1 protein-coding gene (cut by a window edge) is annotated in these 26,498 nt (G+C 72.0%); it reads right to left on the reverse strand.

Translation table 11 applies throughout. From position 1 onward, the window contains the following. Positions 1-26,498 carry the 3' portion of a non-ribosomal peptide synthase/polyketide synthase gene (locus tag ABZ914_RS03480; protein ID WP_500191388.1) on the reverse strand. The gene runs 3,376 nt beyond the window's last position, so only the last 26,498 of its 29,874 coding nucleotides appear in the window; its start codon lies off the right edge, out of view; the stop codon is at positions 1-3.

Below are 26,498 nucleotides of genomic sequence, written 5' to 3' on the forward strand. Positions count from 1 at the left end.
CTACTCGGCGCCGTGCGCCCGGGTGATCTCGGCGCTCAGCAGCGCGCCGATGGCCGCCGCGCCCTCGCCGCGGACCAGCGAGCCGTGCCTGCCGGGGACCTCCACGGTCTCCGGCTCGGCGCCCAGCATCGTCCCCCACTGCTCGATCAGCAGCCGCTTCTCCTCCGGCGGGTCCTCGCGCGGGATCAGCAGCACCACCCGGCCGTCGTAGCGGTACTCGGGCCGGTGGTGGAGCAGGGCGCAGTAGTGCTCGAAGGCCACGCGGTAGGTCTGCATGGACCGCGCGCCCCTCAGGCCGTCCTTGTCACCGGCCCGGATCGCCACCGCGACCGGATCGTCCTTGGGACGGACCCGGAGGATCCGCTCCTCGACCGCCGCCGGAAGCCGGGTTCCGGGAGGGGCGTCGATGGTCTCGTCGATGGCGCGCAGGAGCCTGCGCTCCGCGCGGGTGAACGGGCGCTTCCTGACCCCGTCCGGCGGCGGCATGATCGGCGGCCCGATCAGGATCGCGCCCGCCACCCGCTCGCCCCTGGCGGCCGCCTGGCGCGCCATCTCGACGGCGACGTAGCAGCCGCCCGACCAGGACGTGAACAGGTACGGGCCGTCGGGCTGCAGCTGGAGCACGTCGCTCAGGTAGGCCGACGCCATCCGCTCCACCGAGCCGATCGGCCGTTCGCGGCCGGCCAGCCCGCGGCCGAGCAGCCCGTGGAACTGGTGGCCCTCGTCCAGGTGCCCGGCGACCTCGGCGTACGCCGCGACCTCCCCGGTCATGCCGTGGACGGCGAACACGGCCGGCTCGACCGTGCCGCTCCTGATCGGCACGGCGGAGCGCAGGTGCCGCTCCCTGGCCTTCAGCCGGGTGGCGGTCCCGGCGATCGTCGGATGGTCGAAGAACTCGCCGATGGCCAGTTCGTATCCTCCGGCGCGGATCCTGGAGACCACCTGGGGCACCAGCAGCGAGTGCCCGCCGAGCTCGAAGAAGTCGTCGTGCACACCGACGCCCTCGGTGCCCAGGACCTCCGCCCAGATCCGGGCCAGCAGCTGCTCGGCGAAGCCGGTCGGCGCGACGTACTCCGCCACGTCCGGCCGATCGGCCTCGGGGGCGGGCAGCGCCGCCCGGTCGAGCTTCCCGTTCGCGGTCAGCGGCAGCGCGGGGATCTCGACGAACGCCGACGGGATCATGAACTCGGGCAGCTGGCCGCGCACCTGCTCCCGCAGCCGGCCGGCCGAGAGCGGGTGGTCCCCGTCCGCCGGGACGAGGTAGGCGACGAGCCGGCGGTTCGAGCCTTCGCCGAAGGGCAGCACGACCGCGGAGCGCACGCCGGGCTGTGCGGCGAGCACGGCCTCGATCTCGCCGGGCTCGATCCGGAACCCGCGCACCTTGACCTGGTCGTCGGCCCGGCCGAGGAACTCCAGGGTGCCGTCGGCGAGCCAGCGCACCCGGTCCCCGGTCCGGTACACGCGGGCGCCGTCGCCGCGGAACGGGTCGGCGACGAACCGCCCGGCCGTCAGCGCCGGCCGGCCGTGGTAGCCGCGGGCCAGCCCGGTGCCGCCGATGAGCAGCTCGCCGGGGACACCCACGGGAACCGGGTTCATGCACCGGTCGACGACGTAACCGCGCATGTTGGCCATTGGGCGGCCGATCGGGACGACGCCGTCGGCGATGCCGGTGACCCGTCCCCAGGTGGCGAACGTGGTCCCCTCGGCCGGGCCGTAGAAGTGCAGCAGCCGGCCGGGGCGGCCCTCCGTCAGCATGCGCCGCACGTTCTCCGGATCCGCCGCCTCACCGCCGAACAGCAGGTTCCTGACCTTGTTCAGGCCCTCGGGCGCCTGCGCCGCGAGCTGGTGCAGCAGTGCGGTGATGAGGAAGACGACGGTCATCCCCTGCTGCCGGATCTGGGTGTTGAGCCGCCGCGGCAGCAGCAGCACGTCGCGGTCCACCCCGGCGAGCGTGGCGCCGCGGGCGAGCGCTCCCCAGATCTCGTAGACGGCCGCGTCGTAGGACGTGCTGGTGGTCTGCGCCACGACGTCGCCGGGCTCGATACCGGGGTAGTCCCCCGTCGCCAGGGCGATGATGTCCCGATGGGTCACGGCGATGCCCTTCGGGCGGCCGGTCGAGCCCGACGTGTACACGATGTACGCGAGCTGCCCGGCATGTCCCGCCGCCGCCCGGCCGCCGGCCGGGCACCGCCGGATCGCCTCCGCCGTCGCCGGATCGTCCAGCCGCAGGACGAGGGGCCGCGTGCCGTCGCCGGCGCCCGGCTCGAACCGGCCGCCGGACGTCACCAGCACCCGCGCGCCGCTGTCGGCGACCATGTACTCGAGCCGTCCCTGCGGGTAGTCCGGGTCCAGTGGCAGGTAGGCGCCGCCGGCCTGCCAGACCGCGAGCATGGCCGTCACCATGTCCAGGCCCCGCTCCAGGCACAGCCCGACCGTGGTCTCCGCCCCGACCCCCAGGCCGCGCAGGTAGGCGGCCAGCCGCGCCGACCGCTCCAGCAGCGCGCCGTACGTCAGCGCGGCCCCGCCGTACACGGCCGCGACCGTGTCCGGATGCCGGGCGGCGTGCCCGGCCACCAGCTCGTGCACCCCGCTCGCCGCGGGGACCGGCCGCTCCGGGCCGGTGCTCCACTCCGTGAGCCGGCGGCGCTCGTCGGGGGTCAGCGTCCGCAGCCGGGACAACGGCAGGTCCGCACCGTCGGCCAGCTCCCCCAGAAGCATCACCAGATGGTCCACCACGCGGCTGATCAAGGCCGCGCTGAACAGCGTGGTGCTGTACTGGACCTCGCCGGTCAGGCCGCCGCCGGCGTCGCCGACCACCAGTGTCAGGTCGAACTTCACCGGAACGGCGCCGGCCCTGACGTCGGTCTCCCGGCCGGCCGTGTCGTGCGGATCGCCCGCGACATGGTTGAACATGACCTGGAACAGCGGGGTGCGAGAGCGGTCCCGCACGGTGACCAGCTCGTCCACCAAGCGCTCGAACGGCAGGTCCTGGTGGGCGTAGGCGTCCAGCGCCACCCGCCGCACCCGCCGCAGCACCTCGGTGAAGGCCGGGTCGCCGGCCAGGCTCGCCCGCATCACCAGCGTGTTCACGAAGAACCCGATGAGGCCCTCGCTCTCCGCCCGGTCCCGGTTCGCGACCGGCGTGCCCACCACGATGTCGTCCTGGCCGGTGTAGCGGCCCAGCAGCACCATGAACGCCGCCAGCAGCGTCATGAACATCGTCGCCCCGCCCTGTCCGGCCACCTCGCGCAGCCCGGCGGCCGTCTCCGGCGGCACGTCGAACCGGAGGAACGCCCCCGCCGAGGACCGCACCGGCAGCCGCGGCCGGTCGGCGGGCAGCTCCAGCACCGGTGCGCCCGACATCTGCGCACGCCAGTACGCCAGCTGGGACTCGAGCACCTCGCCGGACAGCCGGTCGCGCTGCCACACCGCGAAATCGGCGTACTGCACCGGCAGCGGCGGCAGCGGATCCGGCCGGCCCCGCCGCTGCGCCTCGTACAGCGCCGACAGCTCCCGCCGCAGGATCCGGCCGGACCAGTCGTCGAACAGCACATGGTGCACCGACAGCGCGAGCATGTGGCGCCCGCCGGCGGCCCGCACCAGGCACGCCCGCACCAGCGGGCCGACCGCGAGGTCGAACGGCGCCCGGGAGTCCGCGGCCAGCAGCGCTTCGGCCTCCCGCCGCGGGTCCCGCGCGCTGGACACGTCGGCGACCGGCAGCGGGAACGGCGCCGGCGGGTCGATGACCTGGAACGGGACCCCGTCCTGGCCCGCCACCAGCCGGGTCCGCAGCACCTCGTGCCGCGCCACCAGCGCGGTCAGCGCCGCGCCCAGTGCCGCGACGTCGAGGTCCTCGCCGAGCCGCACCGGCAGGGCGACCACGTACTCCGCCGAGCCCGGCTCCATCTGGTCGAGGAACCACAGCCGCTGCTGCGCGAACGACAGCGGCAGCCGCCGGTCCCGGGCGACCGGCAGCACGGGCGGCGCGGACGGGCCCGCCGTCATCGCCCCGATCGCCGCGGCGAGCCCCGCGACCGTCGGATGGTCGAACAGCTCCGCGAGCGGCACGCCGACGCCGAGCACCTCCCGCGCCCGCGAGATCACCTGGATCGCCAGCAGCGAGTGCCCGCCCAGTTCGAAGAAGTTGTCCGCCGCCCCGACCCGGTCGAGCCCGAGGACCTGGGCCCAGATCCCGGCCAGCAGTTCCTCGGTCCGGGTCGCCGGCGCGACGAACTCGCTCGCCGTGTCGCGGGACAGATCGGGAGCCGGCAGCGCCCTGCGGTCCAGCTTCCCGTTCGGGGTCAGCGGCAGCGACGCCAGCTCGGTGAAGACCGTCGGCACCATGAACTCCGGCAGCCGGCCCGCCAGGAACTCGCGCAGCTCCCCCGCGGCCGGCACGGTGGACGTCCCGGCGTCCGCTGCGGCGGGCACCAGGTAGGCGGCCAGCCGCTGCCCGCCGGAAGCGTCCTCGGCCACGGTCACCACCGCGTCGCCGAGCGACGGGTGGTCCTTCAACGCGGCCTCGATCTCCTCCGGCTCGATCCGGAACCCGCGGACCTTGACCTGGTCATCGGCCCGGCCGAGGAACTCCAGCACCCCGTCCGAGCGCCACCGCGCCCGGTCGCCGGTCCGGTAGAGCCGTCCGCCGTCGGCGGTGAACGGGTCGGCCACGAACCGTTCCGCGGTCAGCGCGGGCCGGCCCAGGTAGCCCCGCGCGACCCCGACGCCGCCGATGTACAGCTCCCCGGTGACGCCCGCCGGCACCGGCCCGCCGTCCGGGGCGAGCACGTACAGCCGGATGTTGTCCAAGGGCCGCCCGATCGGCACGCGGGCGTCCGGCTGGGCGTCCGGACTCACGGTGAACGACGAGACGTCGATCGTCGCCTCGGTCGGCCCGTACACGTTGTGCACGGGCACGCCGAGCCGTTCCGCCACCAGGGCCGTCACTTCCCTGGTCAGCTGCTCACCGCCGCACACGACCGCCCGCACCGAACGGGCCCGGGCGAGCAGCGGCTGCTCCGCGATCAGTTTCAGCACCGTCGGCACCACGGCCAGCACGGTCGCACCGCCCCTGGCCGCGACGCCGGCCAGCAGCTCCGCGTCGGCCCGGCCGCCGGACGGCGGCACCACGACCAGGCATCCGCCGGCCGCCAGCCCCGGGTGCAGCTCGATGCCGAACGCGTCGAAGCTCGGCGACGACGAGACGAGCACCCGGTCGCCCGGCCCCATCTCGAACCGCCGGCCGAACCAGCTCACGTAGTTGACCAGGGACCGGTGCTCGACCATCACACCCTTCGGCCGGCCGGTCGACCCCGAGGTGTAGATCAGGTAGGCGAGCTGCCCGGGGATCGGCCGGTCGCGCAGCGGCCTGGTGGGACCGGCCGAGAGTTCCGCGCTGGTGCCCGGATCGTCCAGCCACACCCCGGCGACGCCCTCGGGGAGCCCCTCCGCCGCCAGCCCGGCCGCCGCGCCGCGGTCGCTCACCAGGACGCGCGCGCCGCTGTCGGACAGCATGAAGGCCAGCCGCTCCGCCGGGTACCCCGGATCCAGCGGCAGGTACGCGGCGCCCGCCGCCCACACGGCCAGCACGGCCACCACGAGCTCCGGCCCGCGGTCCAGGCACAGCCCCACGACGGATTCCGGCCCGGCGCCGAGGCCGCGCAGGTGACCTGCCAGCCGCTCCGCCCGCGCGGCCAGCGCGGCATACGTCAGCGTCGCGTCCCCGGACACCACCGCCACGGCGTCCGGCCGCGCGGCGCATTGCCGGGCGACCATCTCGTGCACGCCCGCCTCCGCCGGCGCCGGCGTCGCCGTGTCGTTCCACGCGGTGAGCAGCTCGTCCCGTTCGCTCGCGGACAGCAGCGGCAGCTCCGACACCCGCCGCCCGTCGTCCGCCGCGATGCTCTCCAGCAGGACGGTGAGGTAGCCCGTCATCCGCTTGATCGTGGCCGCGTCGAACAGGACGGTGCTGTAGAGGATCTCGCCGAACAGCACCCCGTCGCCCTCGCTCATCGTGAGCGTCAGGTCGAACTTCACCGCGCGTTCGGCGGGCGCGCCGTCCTTGCCGCCGCCGCCCCGGCCGCGGCTGGGCCTCGCCCGGCCGCTGTCCGTCGTGCGGGTGACATAGGTGACCATCACCTGGAACAGCGCCGTCCGCGCCCGGTCCCGGTCGCCGGCCAGTTCGTCCACCAGCTGCTCGAACGGCAGGTCCTGGTGGGCGTAGGCGTCGAGCGCCATGGCCCGTACCCGGCCGAGGACCTCGCCGAACGACGGGTCCCCGCCCAGGTCGGCGCGCATCACGAGCGTGTTGACGAAGAACCCGATCAGGCCCTCGGTCTCGCCCCGCTCCCGGTTCGCCACCGGCGTCCCCGTCACCACGTCGTCCTGCCCGCAGTACCGGCTGAGCAGCACCATGACCGCCGACAGCCAGACCATGAACGTCGTCGCGGTCGCCTGCCGGGCGACCTCCGCGAGCCGCGCGGACACCTCGGCGGGGACGGTGAACTGCTCGGCGGCGCCCGCGGAGGAGCGGACCGCCGGCCGGGGCCGGTCGACCGGCAGTTCCATCGTCGGCGCGCCCGCCAGCTGGTCGCGCCAGTAGCCGAGCTGGGCCTCGAGCACGTCACCGGTCAGCCACTTGCGCTGCCACACCGCGAAGTCGGCGTACTGCACCGGCAGCGGCGGCAGCGGGTCCGGCTCCCCGGCACGGAACGCCCGGTACAGCACCTCGAGCTCCCGGCGGAGCACTCGCTCCGACCACTCGTCGAACGCCACGTGGTGCACCGAGACGAGCAGGACGTGATCGTCCTTGGCCACCCGGACGAGGCACCCGCGGATCACCGGGCCCGCCGCCAGGTCGAAGGGCGCCTTCGCGTCCGCCATGACCAGAGCGAACGTCGCACCCGCCGTGTCGGCGGCGCCGGAGATGTCCGCCACCGGCAGCGAGAACGGCGACGGCGGGTCGATCTCCTGGTACGGCACTCCGTCCGGCCCTGCCAGCAGCCGGGTGCGCAGCGCTTCGTGGCGGCGCGTGATGGCGCCCAGCGCCGCGTCCAGCGCGCGCAGGTCGAGCGGCCCGCGCAGCCGGATCGCCGTCGGGACGTTGTACTCCACGGACTCCGGGTCGAGCTGCCCGAGGAACCACAGCCGCTGCTGCGCGAACGACAGCGGCAGCCGGCCGTCTCGCGGCACCGGCACCACCGGCGGCACCGCCACGCCGGTGGCGGTGTCCTCGATCAGCGCGACGAGGCCGGCGACCGTCGGGTGGTCGAACAGCGACGCGACCGGAACCTCGGCGTCGAACACCTCCCGGATCCGGGAGATCAGCCGCGTCGCCAGGAGCGAGTGCCCGCCGAGCTCGAAGAAGTCGTCGTGGCCGCCGACGCGGTCGACGCCGAGGACCTGCGCCCAGACCCCCGCCATCAGCTCCTGCGCCGTGGTGGCCGGTGCCACGTAGGTGGCGCTCGGCTCCGGGCGAGCGGCCACGGTGACCGTCAGCGCGGCGCGGTCGATCTTGCCGTTGGGCGTCAGCGGGAGCGCGGCGAGCTCGGTGAACAGGGCGGGGATCATGTAGTCGGGCAGGTGCCGGGCGAGGTGCTCGCGCAGCTGGGCGGTGTCCGGGATGCCGGCCTCCGGGTCGGCGGGGACGAGCCAGGCGGCGAGGCGGCGCTCGGTGTGGTCGCCGTAGGTGGTGACGGCCGCGGTGGTGATGGCGGGATGTGCGGTCAGGACGGCTTCGATCTCGCCGGGCTCGATGCGGAACCCGCGGACCTTGACCTGCTCATCGGCCCGGCCGGTGAACTCCAACAACCCATCAGCCCGCCACCGCGCCCGGTCCCCCGTCCGATACAGCCGCGACCCGTCACCGGCGAAGGGGTCGGCGATGAACCGTTCGGCGGTCAATGCCGGACGCCCGTGATAGCCGAAGGCCAACCCGCCACCGCCGATGAACACCTCACCGCTCACCCCGGCCGGAACCAGACCAAGACGATCATCCAGAACCCGCACCCGCGCGTTCTGCACCGGCGCCCCGATCGGCGGCACACCAGACGCGGCCGGGTCCAGCGGGACAGTGGTGGTCATCACCGTGGCCTCGGTCGGACCGTAGGTGTTCACCAACCGCACATGCCGCAACCACGCCCGCGACAACGGCTCGGTCAGCAGTTCCGCCCCTGTCAAAACGGTCGCCAGGCCCGGCATCGCCCCCGGATCCACCACCGCCAGCAGCGACGGAGTCACACTCATCGCCTGCACGCCCGCCGCCCGCACCAACGCCGTCAGACGGGCGGGCTCGGCACGTTGCGCCGCCTGCGCCACCACCAACGTCCCGCCACCGGCCAACACGGCGGCGACGTCCAGTACCGCCGCATCGAAACTGAACGAGGCGAACTGCAACACCCGCACCCCAGGACCAGCACCCAACACCGGCCCCACACCCGCCACCAGATTCGCCACCCCGCCATGCCCGACCAGCACACCCTTGGGCCGGCCCGTCGACCCAGACGTATAGATCACATACGCCAAACCCCCACCAGCCCCGCCGTCACGCACCACCGGGGACGCCGCAATGGCCGCCGCCGTCGCCGGGTCATCCAGGACCACGCGTTTCACCGCAGGGGGCACCGTCCCCAGCACAGCCGCCGATTCGGTCATCCCCACCACGACGTCCGCGCCGCTGTCGGCGAGCATGTAGCCGAGTCGGTCTGCCGGGTATCCCGGGTCCAGCGGCACGTACGCCGCCCCGGCCAGCCACGACGCCAGCACGCCGACCACCATCTCCGCCCGGCGCGGCACACAAAGGCCCACGACCGACCCGTGACCGACGCCCAACCCCCGCAGATAGCCCGCCAGCCGCTCGGCCGTGCTCACCAACCGGCCATAGGTGACGGAGACGTCTCCGACGACCACCGCCACCGCATCCGCCCGCACCCGGGCGTGGCCCAGAACCGAACCCACCACACCCGACTCGACCGCGGCCTCGCCACCGGCACCCCACCCCAGTAGCTCCGCCCGTTCCCTCTCCGACACCAGCCGCAACTCCGACAGCCGCAGTTCCCGACCGCCCCCGGCAATCCCCTCCAGCAACACCCCCAAATGACCCGCCAACCGCGCCACACTGCCCGCATCGAACAAAGCGGTGCTGTACTCCACCGCACCCGCCAGGCCACCATCCGGACGGTCTTCCAGGGTCACTGACAGGTCGAATTTCACCGGCAGCGCACCATCGAGCCCGATGCTCGCCGGCTCGTTTCGGCCTTGGGCCGCCCCACCTCGCGACACCGCGCGCGGGGCCGTGTCGGCGGCGTCGTACCCGAAGAACACCTGGAACAGCGGCGTCCGCGACCGGTCCCGTTCGGTGACCAGCTCGTCGACGAGCTGCTCGAACGGCAGGTCCTGGTGGGCGTAGGCGTCCAGCGCGGTGGCCCTGACCTGCTCCAGCAGCTCAGCGAATGTCGGGTCGCCGGACAGGTCCGCGCGCATCACCAGCGTGTTGACGAAGAACCCGATCAGGCCCTCGGTCTCGGCCCGATCCCGGTTCGCCACCGGCGTCCCCACCACGACGTCGTCCTGACCGGTGTACCGCCCCAGCAGGACCATGTACGCCGACAGCACCGTCATGAACATCGTCGCGCCGCCGTCGCGCGCCACCGCGCGCAGCCCCTCGGCCATCTCCGCGGGGAAGGCGAATGCCTCAGCCGCTCCCACAGTGGACCGCACCGGCGGGCGGGGCCGGTCGGTCGGCAGGTCCAGCACCGGGACCCCGGCCAGCCGCTCCCGCCAGTACGCGAGCTGGCCTTCCAGCACCTCACCGGTCAGCCAGCGCCGCTGCCACACCGCGAAGTCCGCATACTGCACCGGCAACGCCGGCAGCGGATCCGGCTCGCCCCGCCGGAACGCCTCGTACAGCGCGGCCAGCTCACGCCGGAAAATCCCCGCTGACCATTCATCGCTCACCACGTGATGCAGCGACAGCACCAGCACGTGCTCGTCGCCCGCCACGCGCACCAGGCACGCGCGGATCAGCGGCCCGGCCGCCAGGTCGAACGGCTCCACCGCATCCGCCGCCACCAGCAGGCCCGCCGCCTCGCGTGGGTCGGCGGCAGCGGACACGTCCACCACCGGCAGCCAGAACGGCGACGGCGGGTCGATCACCTGGAACGGCACCCCGTCCTCACCCGCCACCAGCCGCGTCCGCAGCACCTCGTGCCGCCGCACCACCGCCGACAACGCCGCCGTCAAAGCCCCCACGTCCACCGCCGCCAGCAAGCGCAGCGGCATCGGGACGTTGTACTCCACCGACCCCGGCTCCAGCCGATCCAGGAACCACAGGCGCTGTTGCGCGAAGGACAGCGGCAGCGGCTCGTCCCGCGGAACGGGTTCTATCGGCGGCACGACCGTTCCGGCCGCCGCGTCCACCACCTCGGCCAGCTGACCCAGCGTCGGAGCGTCGAACAAGGCCGACACCGCGATCTCCACTCCGAACATCGACCGGACCCGCGACACCACCCGAGTCGCCAACAGCGAATGCGCCCCCAACTCAAAGAAATTGTCCTCCACCCCCACCCGCTCCACCTTCAACAACTCCACCCAAATCCCCGCCAGCACACGCTCGGTCTCCGACCGCGGCTCCACAAAAACCCGCCCCACCAACCGCCCCGCATCCGGCGCCGGCAACGCAGCCCGATCCAACTTCCCGTTACGACTCAACGGGAACTCCGAGATCTCGGAGAAGTAGGCCGGAATCATGAACTCCGGCAGCCGCCTACCAGCAAACTCACGCAACTCAGCGACAGAAGGCACACCAGCATCCGGATCGGCAGGCACCAACCACGCGACCAACTGCGGATCCTGCTCACCGGCCTCCGCAGTCCCCGCGTTTCCTCCGATGACGGCGACCGCGGCGGCGCTGATCTGGGGGTGAGCGGCCAGCACGGCCTCGACCTCACCGGGCTCGATCCGGAACCCCCGCAGCTTCACCTGCTCATCCACCCGGCCCGCGAACTCCAACACCCCGCCCGGACGCCACCGCGCCCGGTCGCCCGAGCGGTACAACCGGGACCCGTCACCCGCCAGCGGATCGGCGACGAACCGCTCGGCGGTCAGCCCCGCACGCCCCGCATAACCCCACGCCAGCCCCGCACCACCGATGAACAGTTCGCCGGTCATCCCGGCGAGCACAGGCTTGAGGCGCTTGTCCAGGACGTGCACCTGCACCCCGGGCAGCGGCGCTCCGATGGACACCACTCCGCCCGCAGCCGCGATCGCGGCCGGGTCCACCGGTCCTGCGGTCGCGCATACCGATGCCTCGGTCGGTCCGTAGGCGTTCACCACCACGCACTGGTCGGCCCACTGGGCCACTACCTGCTCATCGACCCGCTCGCCCGCCAACACCAACGTCGCCAAACCCGCGAACTCCGCCGGGTCGACCACGCGCGCCACCGACGGCGGCAACGTCACCACACCCACACCGGCGGCAGCCACCAGCGGCCCCAACCGGCCCACATCGATCCGGGCTTCCTCACCCACGATCACCAGACGCCCACCGTGCCCGAGGGTCACCCATACCTCCGACACCGCCGCGTCAAAACTGAACGAGGCGAACCCCGCCACCACCACACCCGGGGCAATCCCGAACACCGGCCCCTGGCCCGCAACCAGATTCGCAACACCACCGTGGTCGACCAGCACACCCTTCGGCCGACCCGTCGACCCCGAGGTGTACATCACGTACGCCAGGCCCTCACCGGCCGCAGCGTCACGCACCGCCGGTGCGGACGCCAGAGCCGCCGTCGTCATCGGGTCATCGAGCTCGACTACCCGGACGCCCCGTCCCACCGGGACATCCCCCACCGCCGAGCCAACGCCCACCACAACACCGGCACCACTGTCAGCGAGCATGAAACCCAGCCGGTCCGGCGGGTATCCCGGGTCCAACGGCACATACGCCGCACCCGCCAACCACACCCCCAGCACCGCCGCCACCATCTCCACATCACGCGGCACACACAAACCCACCACCGACCCCGGACCAACCCCCAAGCCCTGCAGATAACCCGCCAACCGCTCCGCACGCCCCACCAGCCACCCATAAGTCACACTCACATCCCCGACCACCACCGCTACCGCATCCGCCCGCACCCCCGCCTGGCCCAGAACCATGGCGACCACGCCGCTGCCGGCCTCTTCGTCCGCCTCGGACGGTTCGTCCTGCTCGCTCGGGGTGTCCATCGCCAGATCCGAGACCCACTGGCCCGCGTCGGTCGCGATGCTTTCCAGCAGCGCACCCAGGTGAGCCGCCATGCGCGCCGCCGTGGCGGCGTCGAACAGGTCGGTGCTGTACTCGACCGCCCCGGTGAGACCCGCATCCCGCTCGGCCAGGATCAGCCGCAGATCCGCTCGCGCGATCACGGCGGCGGGCATGGGGTCCGCGTTGGTCAGCGCGCTGACCCGGCGCCGCTCGTTCCGCTGGTCGCCCGGGGCGTCGACGGCGGTGTCATAGTTGAACAGCACCTGGAACAGCGGGGTGCGGGAGCGGTCGCGTTCGGTGACCAGCTCGTCGACGAGCCGCTCGAACGGCAGATCCTGATGGGCGTACGCCTCCAGGGCCATCTGCCGGACCCGCCCCAGCAGCTCGGCGAACGTCGGGTCGCCCGACAGGTCGCCCCGCATCACCAGGTTGTTCACGAAGTAGCCGATCAGCTCCTGGGTCTCGCCGCGCTCCCGGTTCGCCACCGGGGTGCCGATGACGATGTCGTCCTGGCCGGTGTAGCGGGCCAGCAGCACCATGAACGCCGCCAGCAGCGTCATGAACATCGTCGCGTCGCCATCGTGCGCCACCGCACGCAGGCCCTCCGCCACCTCCGCGGGGACCGTGAACTCGACGACCGCCCCCGCGGTGGAGCGGACCGGCGGGCGGGCCCGGTCGGCCGGCACGTCCAGCACCGGCAGCCCGGCCAGCTGCTCCCGCCAGTAGGCCAGCTGGGATTCCAGCACCTCGCCGGTCAGCCACTGCCGCTGCCAGACGGCGAAGTCGGCGTACTGCACGGGCAGCGGCGGCAGCGGATCCGGCTCTCCCGCGCTGAACGCGGTCTGCAGCGCCGTGAGCTCGGACTGCAGAACGCGCCCGGACCATTCGTCGAAGGCGGCGTGGTGCACGCACAGCACCAGCAGTCGCCGGCCGGCGCCCAGCAATGCCAGGAACCCGCGGATCACCGGTCCGGTGGCCAGGTCGAACGGCGTGGCCGCGTCGGTGGCGATCAGCTTCTCCAGCGCCCGCCTCGGGTGTGCCGCGCCGGACACGTCGACGACGGGCAGCGGGAAGGGGCTCGGCGGGTCGATGACCTGGTAGGGGACGCCGTCCTGGCCGGCGAGCAGCCTGGTGCGCAGCACTTCGTGCCGCCGCGTCACGGCCGACAGCGCCGCTTGCAGCGCGGCGGTGTCCACCGCCGCCGGCAGCCGCAGCGGCATCGGCACGTTGTACTCGGCCGACCCGGGTTCGAGCTGGTCGGCGAACCAGAGCCGCTGCTGGCCGAAGGACAGGGGGAGCTGCTGATCGCGTGAGACGGGGACCACGGGCGGGACCGCCATTCCGGTGGTGGTTTCTTCGATCACGGCGCCCAGGCGACGGATCGTGGGCTGATCGAAGAGGGTGGCGACTTTGATGTCGGTGCCGAACACCTCCCGGACCCGGGAGATGATCTGGACGAGCAGGAGCGAGTTCCCGCCCAGTTCGAAGAGGCTGTCGGTGGCGCTGATCGGGCTGATGCCGAGCACCTGCTCCCAGATCCCCGCCAGAAGTTCTTCCAGCTCGCCGCGCGGCGGGGTGAAGCCGCTCGCTCCCTCGGGGCGCCCCGTGTCGGGTGCGGGCAGCGCTGCGCGGTCCAGCTTCCCGTTGCGGGTCAGCGGAAGATGGGTGATCTCGGTGAAGTAGGCGGGGATCATGAACTCCGGCAACCGCCCGCCGGCGAACTCGCGCAACTCGGCGGTGGCGGGGATGCCGGTGTCGGGGCCGGCGGGGACCAGCCACGCCGCCAACTGCGGGCCCTGCTCTGCGTTGTCCGTGGTGTCTGTGGTGACGGCTACTGCGGCGGCGCTGATCTGGGGGTGGGCGGCCAGTACGGCCTCGACCTCGCCGGGCTCGATCCGGAATCCCCGCAGCTTGACCTGCTCGTCGATCCGGCCGAGGAACTCCAACACCCCGCCTGGACGCCACCGTGCCCGGTCGCCCGAGCGATACAACCGCGAGCCGTCACCTGCCAGTGGATCGGCGACGAACCGCTCGGCGGTCAGCGCCGCGCGTCCCGCATAACCCCACGCCAATCCCAGACCGCCGATGAACAACTCACCCGCCACACCCATCGGCGCTGGGTTCAGTCGCTCATCCAGTACGTGCACCCGCACGCCCGGCAGCGGTGCGCCGATCGGCACCACACTCGCGGCCGGATCCACCGGTCCGGCGGTCGCGCACACCGATGCCTCGGTCGGTCCGTAGGCGTTCACCACCACGCACCGGTCCGCCCACCGGGCCACCACCTGCTCATCGGCCCGCTCGCCCGCCAACACCAACGTCGCCAAACCCGCGAACTCCGCCGGGTCGACGAGTCGCGCCACTGATGGCGGCAAGGTCACTACTCCGACGCCCGCCGCAGCCAACACCTGCGCCAGCCGTGCGGTGTCCACCCGCTCCTCCTCGTCCACGATCACCAGCCGCCCGCCACGGCCGAGGGTCACCCACACCTCTGAGACCGCGGCGTCGAAACTGAACGAGGCGAACCCGGCCACAGCCATCCCCGGGGTGATCCCGAACACCGGGCCCTGACCCGCCACCAAGTTCGCGACACCGCCATGGCCGACCAGCACACCCTTCGGCCGACCGGTCGACCCCGACGTGTACATCACATACGCCAACCCACCACCGGCCGCGCCGTCCCCGACCAGCGAGGATCCGGCGATCGCCGCCGCCGTCGCCGGGTCGTCCAAGACCACCCGCTCCAGACCGGACGACACCGCCCCGAGCACAGCCGCCGACTCCGCCGTCCCCACCACGACGCCAGCGCCGCTGTCGGCGAGCATGAAACCGAGCCGGTCCGCCGGGTACCCCGGGTCCAACGGCACATACGCCGCACCCGCCAGCCACACGCCCAGCACGCCGACCACCATCTCCACACCGCGCGGCACGCACAGACCCACCACAGAACCCGCACCAACACCCAGCCCCTGCAGGTAGCCCGCCAAGCGGCCGGCCCGCTCCATGAGCGACCCGTAGGTGACACAGGCGTCACCCACCACCACGGCCACCGAGTCCGCCCGCGCCTCGACCTGAGCCGCGACCAAGGCCGCCGCATCGGCGACGCCGCTGTTGCCATCGGCTTCGACGCCGATTCCCCAGCTCAGCAGCTCCTCCCGCTCCGCGGTCGACACCACCGGTAGCTCCGACAGCCGCCGCTCGCCGCCACCGGCGGCGACCCCCTCCAGCAACACCGCCAGATGACCCGCCAGCCGGGCCACGGTGGAAGCGTCGAACAGGGTGGTGCTGTACTGAATCCCGGCCACCAGGCCGCCGTCATGGCCCTCGCCCACCGTCACCACGAGGTCGGTCCGCACCGGCAACCCACCGGTGACCGCACCGGAGTCACCGGTGTTGCCCGCCCAGTGCGATACGCCGCCGTCCGCGGGGTCCTGGGCGATGTAGCTGAACGCCACCTGGAAGAGGGGGGTGCGGGACTGGTCCCGTTCGATGACCAGGTCGTCCACCAGCTGCTCGAACGGCAGGTCCTGGTTCGCGTACGCCGCCAACGCCACCTGGCGCACCTGCCGCAGGAACCCACCGAACGTCGGATCGCCCGAGAGATCCGCCCGCATCACCAGCGTGTTCACGAAGAACCCGATCAGACCCTCGGTCTCGGCCCGGTCCCGGTTCGCCACCGGCGTCCCCACCACGACATCGTCCTGACCGGCGTAGCGGCCCAGCAGCACCATGAACGCCGACAGCACCGTCATGAACATCGTCGCGCCGCCGTCGCGCGCCACCGCACGCAGGCCCTCGGCCACTTCGGGCGGGATCTCGTGCCGCATCGCCGCTCCGGCGGATGACCGCACCGCCGGCCGCGGCCGATCAGTGGGCAGGTCCAGCACCGGGACGTCCGCCAGCTGCTCGCGCCAGTACGCCAACTGCCCTTCCAGCACCTGACCGGTCAGCCATTGACGCTGCCACACCGCGAAATCCGCATACTGCACCGGCAACGCCGGCAGTGGATCCGCTTCACCACGCCGGAACGCCTCATACAGCGCCGCCAGCTCACGCCGGAAAATCCCCGCCGACCACTCGTCGAAGACGATGTGATGCACCGACAGCACCAGCACGTTCCGGCCCCTGCCCATCCGGACCAGGCAGGCCCGGATCAGCGGCCCCGCAGCCAGGTCGAACGGCTCCGCCTCGTCCGCCACCACCAGCGCTTCCGCCGCCTGCCGCGGATCCGCCGCCCCCGACACGTCCACCACCGGCAGCCAGATCCGCGACGGCGGGTCGATCACCTGGAACGGCACCCCGTCCTCGCCCGCCACCAGCCGCGTCCGCAGCACCTCATGCCGCTCGACCAGCGCCGACAGCGCCGCCCCCAGCGCGTGGACGGCCACCTCGCCCATAGCCAGTGGCATCGGCATGTTGTACTCGACCGACCCGGGGTCCATCTGATCGACGAGCCAGAGGCGCTGCTGCGCGAACGAGAGCGGCAGCCGCTCCGTCCGGTCCGCCGGTTCGACGTGCGGTGCCGGGATCCCGGTGCCGGGTCCCGCGATGACGTTCGCGAGGCCCGCCACCGTCGGATGATCGAACAGCGCGGCCACCGGCACTTCCGCGCCGAACACGTCGCGGATCCGCGATATCACCTGGACGGCCAGCAGCGAGTGCCCGCCGAGATCGAAGAAGTCGTCGTCCGCCCCGACCTGGCCGACGCCCAGGATCTCGGCCCAGACTCCGGCCAGCAACTCTTCACCGGGAGTGGCCGGAGCGCGGAACTCACCGGCCGGGGCCGACCGTCCGGTGCCCGGAGCCGGGAGGGCGGCCCGGTCGGTCTTCCCCGCGGGCGTCAGCGGCACGGCCGCGATCTCGGTGTAGAACGCGGGGATCATGTACTCCGGCAGGTGCTCCCGCAGGCGCTCCCGCAGTTCGCCGGCCGCCGGGATGCCGGCGCTCGCGTCGGCGGGGACGAGCCAGGCGGCCAGCCGCGCCCGCGCGCCCTCGCCGGTCACCGCCGCCACCGCAGCCCGGACACCCGGATGGCCGGAGAGCAGGGCCTCCACCTCGCCCAGCTCCACGCGGAATCCGCGCAGCTTCACCTGCTGGTCGATCCGGCCGAGGTACTCGAGCTGCCCGTCCACCCGTCGGCGTGCCAGGTCACCGGTCCGGTACAGCCGCGACCCGTCGGCCGCGAACGGGTCGGCGACGAACCGTTCCGCGGTCAGCCCCGGCCGCGCGTGGTACCCGCGGGCCACGCCGGCGCCCGCGATCAGCAGCTCGCCCGCCGCTCCCACCGGAACCGGGTTCAGGAACGGGTCGACCACGTACATGCGCGTGTTGCCGACGGGACCTCCCAGCGTCACCGCCGCCTGGTCGGTGATCTGCCGGCAGGCCGACCAGATGGTGGTCTCAGTCGGCCCGTACATGTTCCACAGCTCCGCGACCCGGGGCAGCAGCCATCCCGCCAGCCCCGCCGGCAGCGCCTCCCCGCCGCACAGCGCCCGCAGGCCCGCCGAACCGGCCCAGCCGTTCTCGGCGAGCAGCCGCCACGTGGCCGGAGTCGCCTGCATCACCGTCACGCCCCGCCGGTCGATCTCCGCCGCGAGCGCCTCCGCCGACACGGCCGTCCCCGGCTCCGCGACCACGACGCGTGCCCCCGTCACCAGCGGCAGCCACAGCTCGAGCCCGGCGATGTCGAAGCCGAAGGTCGTGACCGCCAGCAGGACGTCGTCCGCCGCGAGGCCCGGCCGCCGCGCCATGGTCAGCAGCAGGTTCATCAGGTTCTGCTGCGATACGGGCACGCCCTTCGGCACCCCGGTCGACCCGGACGTGTAGATCATGTAGGCGAGCCGCCCCGGCGACCGCGGCGCCGCGTCCGCCGGCTGCTCCAGGTCCGGGCTCGTCCGCGTGTCGTCCAGCCACAGCGCCGGTACGCCCGCGGGCAGATGCCCGTCCGCCGGTTGCCGATCCGTCGCGCCCCGGTGCCCGACGAACACCCGCGCTCCGCTGTCGGCGAGCATGAACGCCAGCCGGGCGGGCGGATAGCCGGGATCGAGCGGCAGATACGCCGCCCCCGCCAGCCACGTCGCGAGACCGGCCACCACCATGTCGGTGCCGCGTTCGAGGCACAGCGCCACCACTGACTCCGGCCCGGCGCCCAGCTCGCGCAGCGTTGCGGCGAGCCGACCGGCGCGCAGCACCAATCCGGCATAGGTCAGGTACGTGTCACCGACGGTCACGGCGACCGCGTCCGGGGATTCGGCGGCCTGTTGGAGAATCAGGTCCGCCACACTCGGCACCGAGGGCGTGCGCATCTCGGTGTCGTTCCAGCTCTCGAGAAGTCGCTGCCGCTCGTCCGTTGGAAGCAGCTGCACAGTGCTCGTCCGTGCGTGCGGGTTCGCCGCGACGGCGTCCAGCACCGCGGTCAGGTATCCGGCGAGCCGCTGTATCCGGTCGGCATCGAAGAGCGCGGTGCTGTAGAGAAGCGAACCGGACAGACCGCCGTCGTGTTCTTCCGCCAGGTTCAGTTCCAGATCGCACCTGAGCGGCAGCGATACCGCCGGCCCGTCCGCCGCCGGCTGCCGGCCGCCTTCCGTCCCGGCATTTCCTTCCGCCCCACGGGTGGTGTCGTAGTTGAAGAGGGTTTGGAAGAGGGGGGTGCGGGAGCGGTCTCGTTGGGTGACGAGTTCGTCGACGAGTTGTTCGAAGGGCAGGTCCTGGTGGGCGTAGGCGGCCAGCGCGGTGGCCCTGAGCTGCTGTAGCAGTTCTGCGAAGGTGGGGTCGTCGGTCAGGTCGGTGCGGATGACCAGGGTGTTGACGAAGTAGCCGATGAGGTTCTCGGTTTCGGCGCGGTTGCGGTTGGCGATCGGTGTGCCGATCGGGATGTCGTGCTGGCTGGTGTAGCGGCCGAGCAGGACGGCGAACGCGGCCATCGTCGTCATGAACATCGTCGCGCCGTGGTCACGGGCGAGCTGCCGCAACTGCTCGACGGTGCCAGCGGGGACGGTGAATCGGACGGCTGCTCCGGCGGTGGTGCGGATGGCGGGGCGGGGCCGGTCGGTGGGCAGGTCCAGGGTGGGCAGCGCGGCGAGTTGGTCTCGCCAGTAGGCCAGTTGGGTTTCCAGGACGGTTCCGCTGAGCCAGGTGCGTTGCCAGAGGGCGTAGTCGGCGTACTGCACCGGCAGCGGCGGCAGCGGATCGGGCTCACCGGCACCCAACGCGGTATGCAGGGCGCGTAGCTCTCGGCGCAGGATGAGGGCCGACCATTCGTCGAAGGCGGCGTGGTGCACTGACAGCACCAGCAGATGCCGTTCGGTGCTGACCCGGGCCAGGCAGCCGCGGATGACCGGCCCTGCGGCCAGGTCGAAGGGTTCGGCCGCGTCTGCCATCACCAGCGCTTCCACCGCGCGTCGGGGATCGGCGGCACTCGACACGTCGACCACCGGCAGCGGGAACGGTGATGGCGGATCGATCACCTGGTACGGGACCCCGTCGTGGCCGGCGACCAGCCGCGTCCGCAGCACTTCATGCCGTCGGGTCAGCGCGCTCAGTGCCGCTCCCAGCGCGGCCACATCCACTCCACCGCCCAGCCCGACCGGGACCGGCACGTTGTACTCCACCGACCCCGGCTCCATCTGATCCAGGAACCACAACCGCTGCTGCGCGAACGACAACGCCAACCGTTCGTCCCGTGGCACCGGAACAACCGCAGGAACGTTCACTCGGTCAGCACCATCGACGACGTCCGCCAGTTCCGCCACCGTCGGGTGGTCGAACAGCGCCGCCACCGGCACCTCGACCCCCAGCACTTCGCGCACGCGTGAGATGACCTGGGTCGCCAGGAGTGAATGGCCGCCCAGCTCGAAGAAGTTGTCATCGGCGCCGACCCGCTCGACCTCCAGCACCAGCGCCCAGATCCCCGCCAGCAACTCCTCGGTCGCGGTGGCCGGAGCCTTGAACACACCCACGTCAGGACGCGACACATCCGGCGCCGGCAGCGCCGACCGGTCCACCTTCCCGTTCGGCGACAACGGCAACGCCGCAACCTCGGTGAACACCGAAGGCACCATGAACTCCGGCAGCCGCCCGGATACGTACTCCCGCAACTCTCCCGCCGCCGGAATTCCCACGCCGGGATCCGCAGGGACCAGCCAGGCCGCCAGCCGCGCTCCCGACTCATCGCCCGCGACGGCCACTGCCGCCGCAGCCACGGCGGGATGCGAAAGCAGTACCGCTTCGACTTCGCCGGGCTCGATCCGGAATCCGCGCACCTTGACCTGCTCGTCGGCACGGCCAAGGAACTCCAACTGCCCACCCGGGCGCCACCGCCCCCGATCCCCGGTCCGATAAAGCCGGGAACCATCACCGGCAAACGGATCCGCCACGAACCGCTCCGCCGTCAACGCGGGACGACCGCCATACCCCCGCGCCACCCCCACACCACCGATGAACACCTCACCGGTCACCCCAACGGCAACCGGCCCCATGTACCGATCGAGCACGTACACCCGCGCCCCCGGCAACGGCCCGCCCACCGGTACCGGCCCGTCCATCTCTGCCAGCCCCTCCAGCGGGCTGTAGGTCGAGTCGATCGTTGCTTCGGTGACGCCATAAGCCGTCAGCACCCGCACGCCATCACCCAGTGCAGCCCGCGCCCGTACGACCCCGGAGACCCGCCACACGTCCGTCGTCACCACCAGCAAACGCAGCCCCGGCAACCGCACCCCCGCCTCACCGACGAGATCCGCCAGTTGATCGGCATAACGCGGCGCACACTCCAGCGCCCCCACCCGCTCCGCCGCCAGCAACCACGTCCAATCCCGAACCGACAACACCACACCCGGATCACCCAAAAGCAACGCCCCACCCGACCCCAACGCCCGCACCACATCACCGGTGAACACATCGAAACTCATGCTCGCCACCGACAACCACCGCAACCGCTCACCACCGAAATGCGCCACCTCCCAACCCCCGAACACCCCCGCCAACGCCCCATGCGTCACCAACGCACCCTTCGGCCGCCCCGTCGACCCCGACGTATAAATCACCGCCGCCAACCCATCGCCATTGACCCCGCCTGCTGGAATTCCGGCCTCGCCCCGGCCGATCTCCGCCGCTGCCTCCGGGTCATCCAGCCACACGGCCCGTGCGGCACCTCCCGCCACCACGCCGGACACCGCGTCCGCCACCGCTCGATGCCCGAGCACCACTTCCGCCCCAGCGTCGGCCACCATGAATTCCAGCCGCTCCGCCGGATATCCCGGGTCCAGCGGCAGATACGCCGCGTCCGCCAGCCAGGTGCCCAGAACGGCCACCACCATTTCCGCGCCTCGCTCGACGCAGATCCCCACCACCGACTCCGCACCGACACCAAGCCCCCGCAGATAACCCGCCAGCTTCGCTGCGCGTGCTACCAGGCCGCCGTAGGTCACGCAGGCGCCGTCAGCCACCACCGCGACCGCGTCCGGGCACTCCACCGACCACCGCAGAACCCGACCCACAACCCCCTCCGCCGGCACCGGCGCCACCGCCTGATTCCACCCCGACACCACCCGCTCCCGCTCCCGCGACGTCAACACCGGCAACCGCGACAACCGCACACCCGGATCCACCGCAACCGCCTCCAACAACACCCCCAAATGCGTCGTCATCCGCCGAACCGTCGACCCATCGAACAACGCCGAGCTGTACTCCAAACCCCCCGCCAACCCACCCGAACCACCATCAGCCACCGTCAACGTCAAATCACACAACGCCACCCGCGGCGCCGCACCAGCCAACACATCACGACCATCCTCCTGGTCATTCCATTCACCGTTCTCCTCGCCACTCAGGAGCCCCTTGCCGCCGCCGGTGACGTAATTGAAGAACACTTCGAACAACGGCGTCCGCGACCGGTCTCGCTCCGTCACCAGTTCATCAACCAACCGCTCGAACGGCACGTCCTGATGCGCATACGCCTCCAACGCCACCCGACGCACCCGGCCCAACAACTCCACAAACGACGGATCCCCCGACAAATCCACCCGCAACACCAGCGTGTTAACGAAAAACCCGATCAGCCCTTCGGTCTCCGCCCGACCACGCCCCGCCACCGGCGTCCCCACCACCACATCGTCCTGACCGCTATACCGCCCCAACAGCACCATGAACGCCGCCAACACCGTCATGAACATCGTCGCGCCGGCCTCACGCGCCACCCCACGCAAACCCTCGGCCACCTCACCCGACACCGGGAAACCCGCCACCGCACCCACCGACGACCGCACCACCGGACGCGGACGATCCACCGGCAACTCCAACACCGGCACACCAGCCAACCGCTCCCGCCAAAACGCCAACTGACCCTCTAGAACAGCGCTGGTCAGCCACTGCCGTTGCCACACCGCGAAGTCCGCGTACTGCACCGGCAGCGGGGATAGCGGATCCGGCTCGCCGCGCCGGAACGCCTCGTACAGCGCAGCCAATTCGCGATGGAAGATCCCGGCCGACCATTCGTCGAAGACGACGTGGTGCACCGTCAGGATCAGCACATGCTCGTCGCCGGACACCCGCGCCAGGCACGCGCGGATCAGCGGCCCGGCCGCCAGGTCGAACGGCTCCACCGCATCCGCCGCCACCAACAGACCCGCCGCCTCGCGTGGGTCGGCGGCAGCGGACACGTCCACCACCGGCAGCCGGAACGGCGACGGCGGGTCGATCATCTGGAACGGCACCCCGTCCTCGCCCGCCACCAGCCGCGTCCGCAGCACCTCATGCCGCTCGACCAGCGCCGACAACGCCGCACCCAGCGCCGCTACATCCACCGCCGGCAACCGCAGCGGCATCGGCGCGTTGTACTCCACCGACCCCGGCTCCAGGACGTCCAGGAACCAGAGCCGCTGCTGCGCGAACGACAACGGCAGCCGCGCATCCCGCCCCACCGGAACCACCCCGGGGACCGGCACACCAGACGCGGTGCCCTCGACCACCTCGGCGAGGCCCGCCACGGTCGGGTGATCGAACAGCGCCGACACCGGCACTTCCGTGCCGAACACTTCGCGGACCCGCGAGATCACCTGCGTCGCCAGCAGCGAGTGACCGCCCAGCTCGAAGAAGTTGTCGGTGGCCCCGACCCGCTCCACTCCCAGGACCTGCTCCCAGATCCCCGCCAGCAGTTCCTGCGCCGGGGTGGCCGGCGCGGTGGATCCGCCGAGGTCGGGCCGGGCCGTGTCGGGTGCGGGCAGGGCCGCGCGGTCGAGTTTCCCGTTGCGGGTCAGCGGGAGCTGGGTGATCTCGGTGAAGTGGGCGGGGATCATGAATTCGGGGAGCCGCCTGCCGGCGAACTCGCGCAACTCGGCAGCGGTGGGGATACCGGTGTCGGGGTCGCCAGGGACCAGCCAGGCGGCGAGCTGCGGGTCCTGGCCTTCGGTGACGGCCACCGCGGCGGCGCTGATGTGAGGGTGGGCGATCAGTACGGCCTCGACCTCGCCGGGCTCGATCCGGAACCCTCGTACCTTGACCTGCTCGTCGATCCGGCCGAGGAACTCCAACACCCCGCCTGGACGCCACCGCGCCCGGTCGCCCGAGCGATACAACCGGGACCCGTCACCGACCAGCGGATCGGCGACGAACCGCTCCGCACTCAGCGCCGCGCGTCCCGCATAACCCCACGCCAACCCCGCACCACCGATGAACAGTTCACCGGCCACCCCTAGCGGCATTGGGCTCAACTGCTCGTCCAGCACATGCACCCGCAGGCCCGGCAGCGGTGTGCCGATCGGCACCACGCCACCCGCAGCCGCGATCGCGGCCGGATCCACCGGTCCTGCGGTCGCGCACACCGATGCCTCGGTCGGTCCGTAGGCGTTGACCACCACGCAGCGGTCCGCCCATCGGGCTACCAAATGCCCGTCGGCCCGCTCACCCGCCAACACCAACGTCGCCAAACCCGCGAACTGAGCCGGGTCGACCACGCGCGCAACCGACGGCGGCAACGTCACTACTCCGACACCCGCCGCAGCCAACACCTGCGCCAGTCGCACGGTGTCCACCCGCTCGTCCTCGCCCACGATCACCAGCCGCCCGCCACGGCCGAGCGTCACCCACACCTCCGACACCGCCGCGTCGAAACTGAACGAGGCGAACCCCGCCACCACCACACCCGGGGCGACCCCGAACACCGGGCCTTGGCCCGCCACCAGATTCGCGACACCGCCGTGCCCGACCAGCACACCCTTCGGCCGACCCGTCGACCCCGACGTGTACATCACATACGCCAACCCAGCTCCGGCCGCAGCATCACGGGTCACCGGGGATGCCGCTATCGCCGCCGCCGTCATCGGGTCGTCCAGCTCGACTACCCGGACGCCTCGTCCCACCGGCATCTCCGCCACCAGCGACTCGGCGCCCACGACGACGGCGGCACCGCTGTCGGCGAGCATGTAACCGAGCCGGTCCGCCGGGTATCCCGGGTCCAACGGCACGTACGCCGCCCCGGCCAGCCACACGCCCAGTACGCCGACCACCATCTCCACTTCACGGGACACGCAAAGCCCCACCACCGAACCTCGGCCGACGCCTAGTCCCCGCAGGTAACCCGCCAGCCGACCCGCACTCTCCACCAGCCGGCCATAGGTCATGGACACGTCCCCGACCACGACCGCCACCGCGTCCGCCCGCACCTCGGCGTGGCCCAGGACCAAGCCGACCACGCCGTCCATGCCGTCGACCGCGGCCTCGGCACCCGTGCCACTGTCGCCCCCGGCCTCGACGCCCACGGCCCAGCGCAGCAACTCCTCCCGCTCCGCCGCCGACACCACCGGCAGCTCCGACAGCCGCCGAAGGCCGCCACCGTCAGCGATCCCCTCCAGCAACGCACCGAAGTGACCCACCAGCCGCGCTATCGAGTCCCGATCGAACAGCCCCGTGCTGTACTCGACCGCACCCGCCAACCCGCCGCCCCGCTCCACCAGCACCAATCGCACATCCGTCTGCGCCACCACGTCCCCGTCCACGTCATCCGTGTCCTGGCGTGCGACAGCGCCCTCGCCCGCCTGGGGACGGCTCCCGTTCGCGGCTGCATCGGCTCCGCCGCCGGTGCCAGTGGTGGTGTCGTAGTTGAAGAGGGTTTGGAAGAGGGGGGTGCGGGAGCGGTCTCGTTGGGTGACCAGTTCGTCAACGAGCTGCTCGAAGGGCAGGTCCTGGTGGGCGTAGGCGGCCAGCGCGGTGGCCCTGAGCCGCTCCAGCAGTTCTGCAAAAGTGGGGTCGTCGGTCAGGTCGGTGCGGATGACCAGGGTGTTGACGAAGTACCCGATGAGGTTCTCGGTTTCGGCGCGGTTGCGATTGGCGATCGGTGTGCCGATCGGAATGTCGTGCTGACTGGTGTAGCGGCCGAGCAGGACGGCGAACGCCGCCATCGTCGTCATGAACATCGTCGCGCCGTGGTCACGGGCGAGCTGCCGCAACTGCTCGACAGTGCCAGCGGGGACGGTGAAACGAACGGCTGCTCCGGCGGTGGTGCGGATGGCGGGGCGGGGCCGGTCGGTGGGCAGGTCCAGCGTCGGCAGCGCGGCGAGTTGGTCTCGCCAGTAGGCCAGTTGGGTTTCCAGGACGGTTCCGCTGAGCCAGGTGCGTTGCCAGAGGGCGTAGTCGGCGTACTGCACCGGCAGCGGCGGCAGCGGATCGGGCTCACCGGCACCCAACGCGGTATGCAGGGCGCGTAGCTCTCGGCGCAGGATGAGGGCCGACCATTCGTCGAAGGCGGCGTGGTGCACTGACAGCACCAGCAGATGCCGTTCGGTGCCGACCCGGGCCAGGCAGCCCCGGATGACCGGCCCTGCGGCCAGGTCGAAGGGTTCGGCCGCGTCCGCCATCACCAGCGCTTCCACCGCGCGTCGGGGATCGGACGCAGCCGACACATCGACCACCGGCAGCGGGAACGGTGATGGCGGATCGATCACCTGATACGGGACCCCGTCGTGGCCGGCGACCAGCCGCGTCCGCAGCACCTCATGACGTCGGGTCAGCGCGCCCAGCGCCGCTCCCAGCGCGGCCACATCGACCTCACCGCCCAGCCCGACCGGGACCGGCACGTTGTACTCCACCGACCCCGGCTCCATCTGATCCAAGAACCACAACCGCTGCTGCGCGAACGACAGCGGCAGGCGCTGATCCCGCCCGGCGGGCTCTACCGGTGGCACCGGCACTTCCGCGCTGGGACCCTCGACGACGTCCGCCAATCCGGCCACCGTCGGGTGGTCGAACAACGCGGCCACCG

Origin of the sequence: Spirillospora sp. NPDC046719 (assembly GCF_040645715.1) — a bacterium.
In the GTDB taxonomy this organism is placed as follows: domain Bacteria; phylum Actinomycetota; class Actinomycetes; order Streptosporangiales; family Streptosporangiaceae; genus Spirillospora.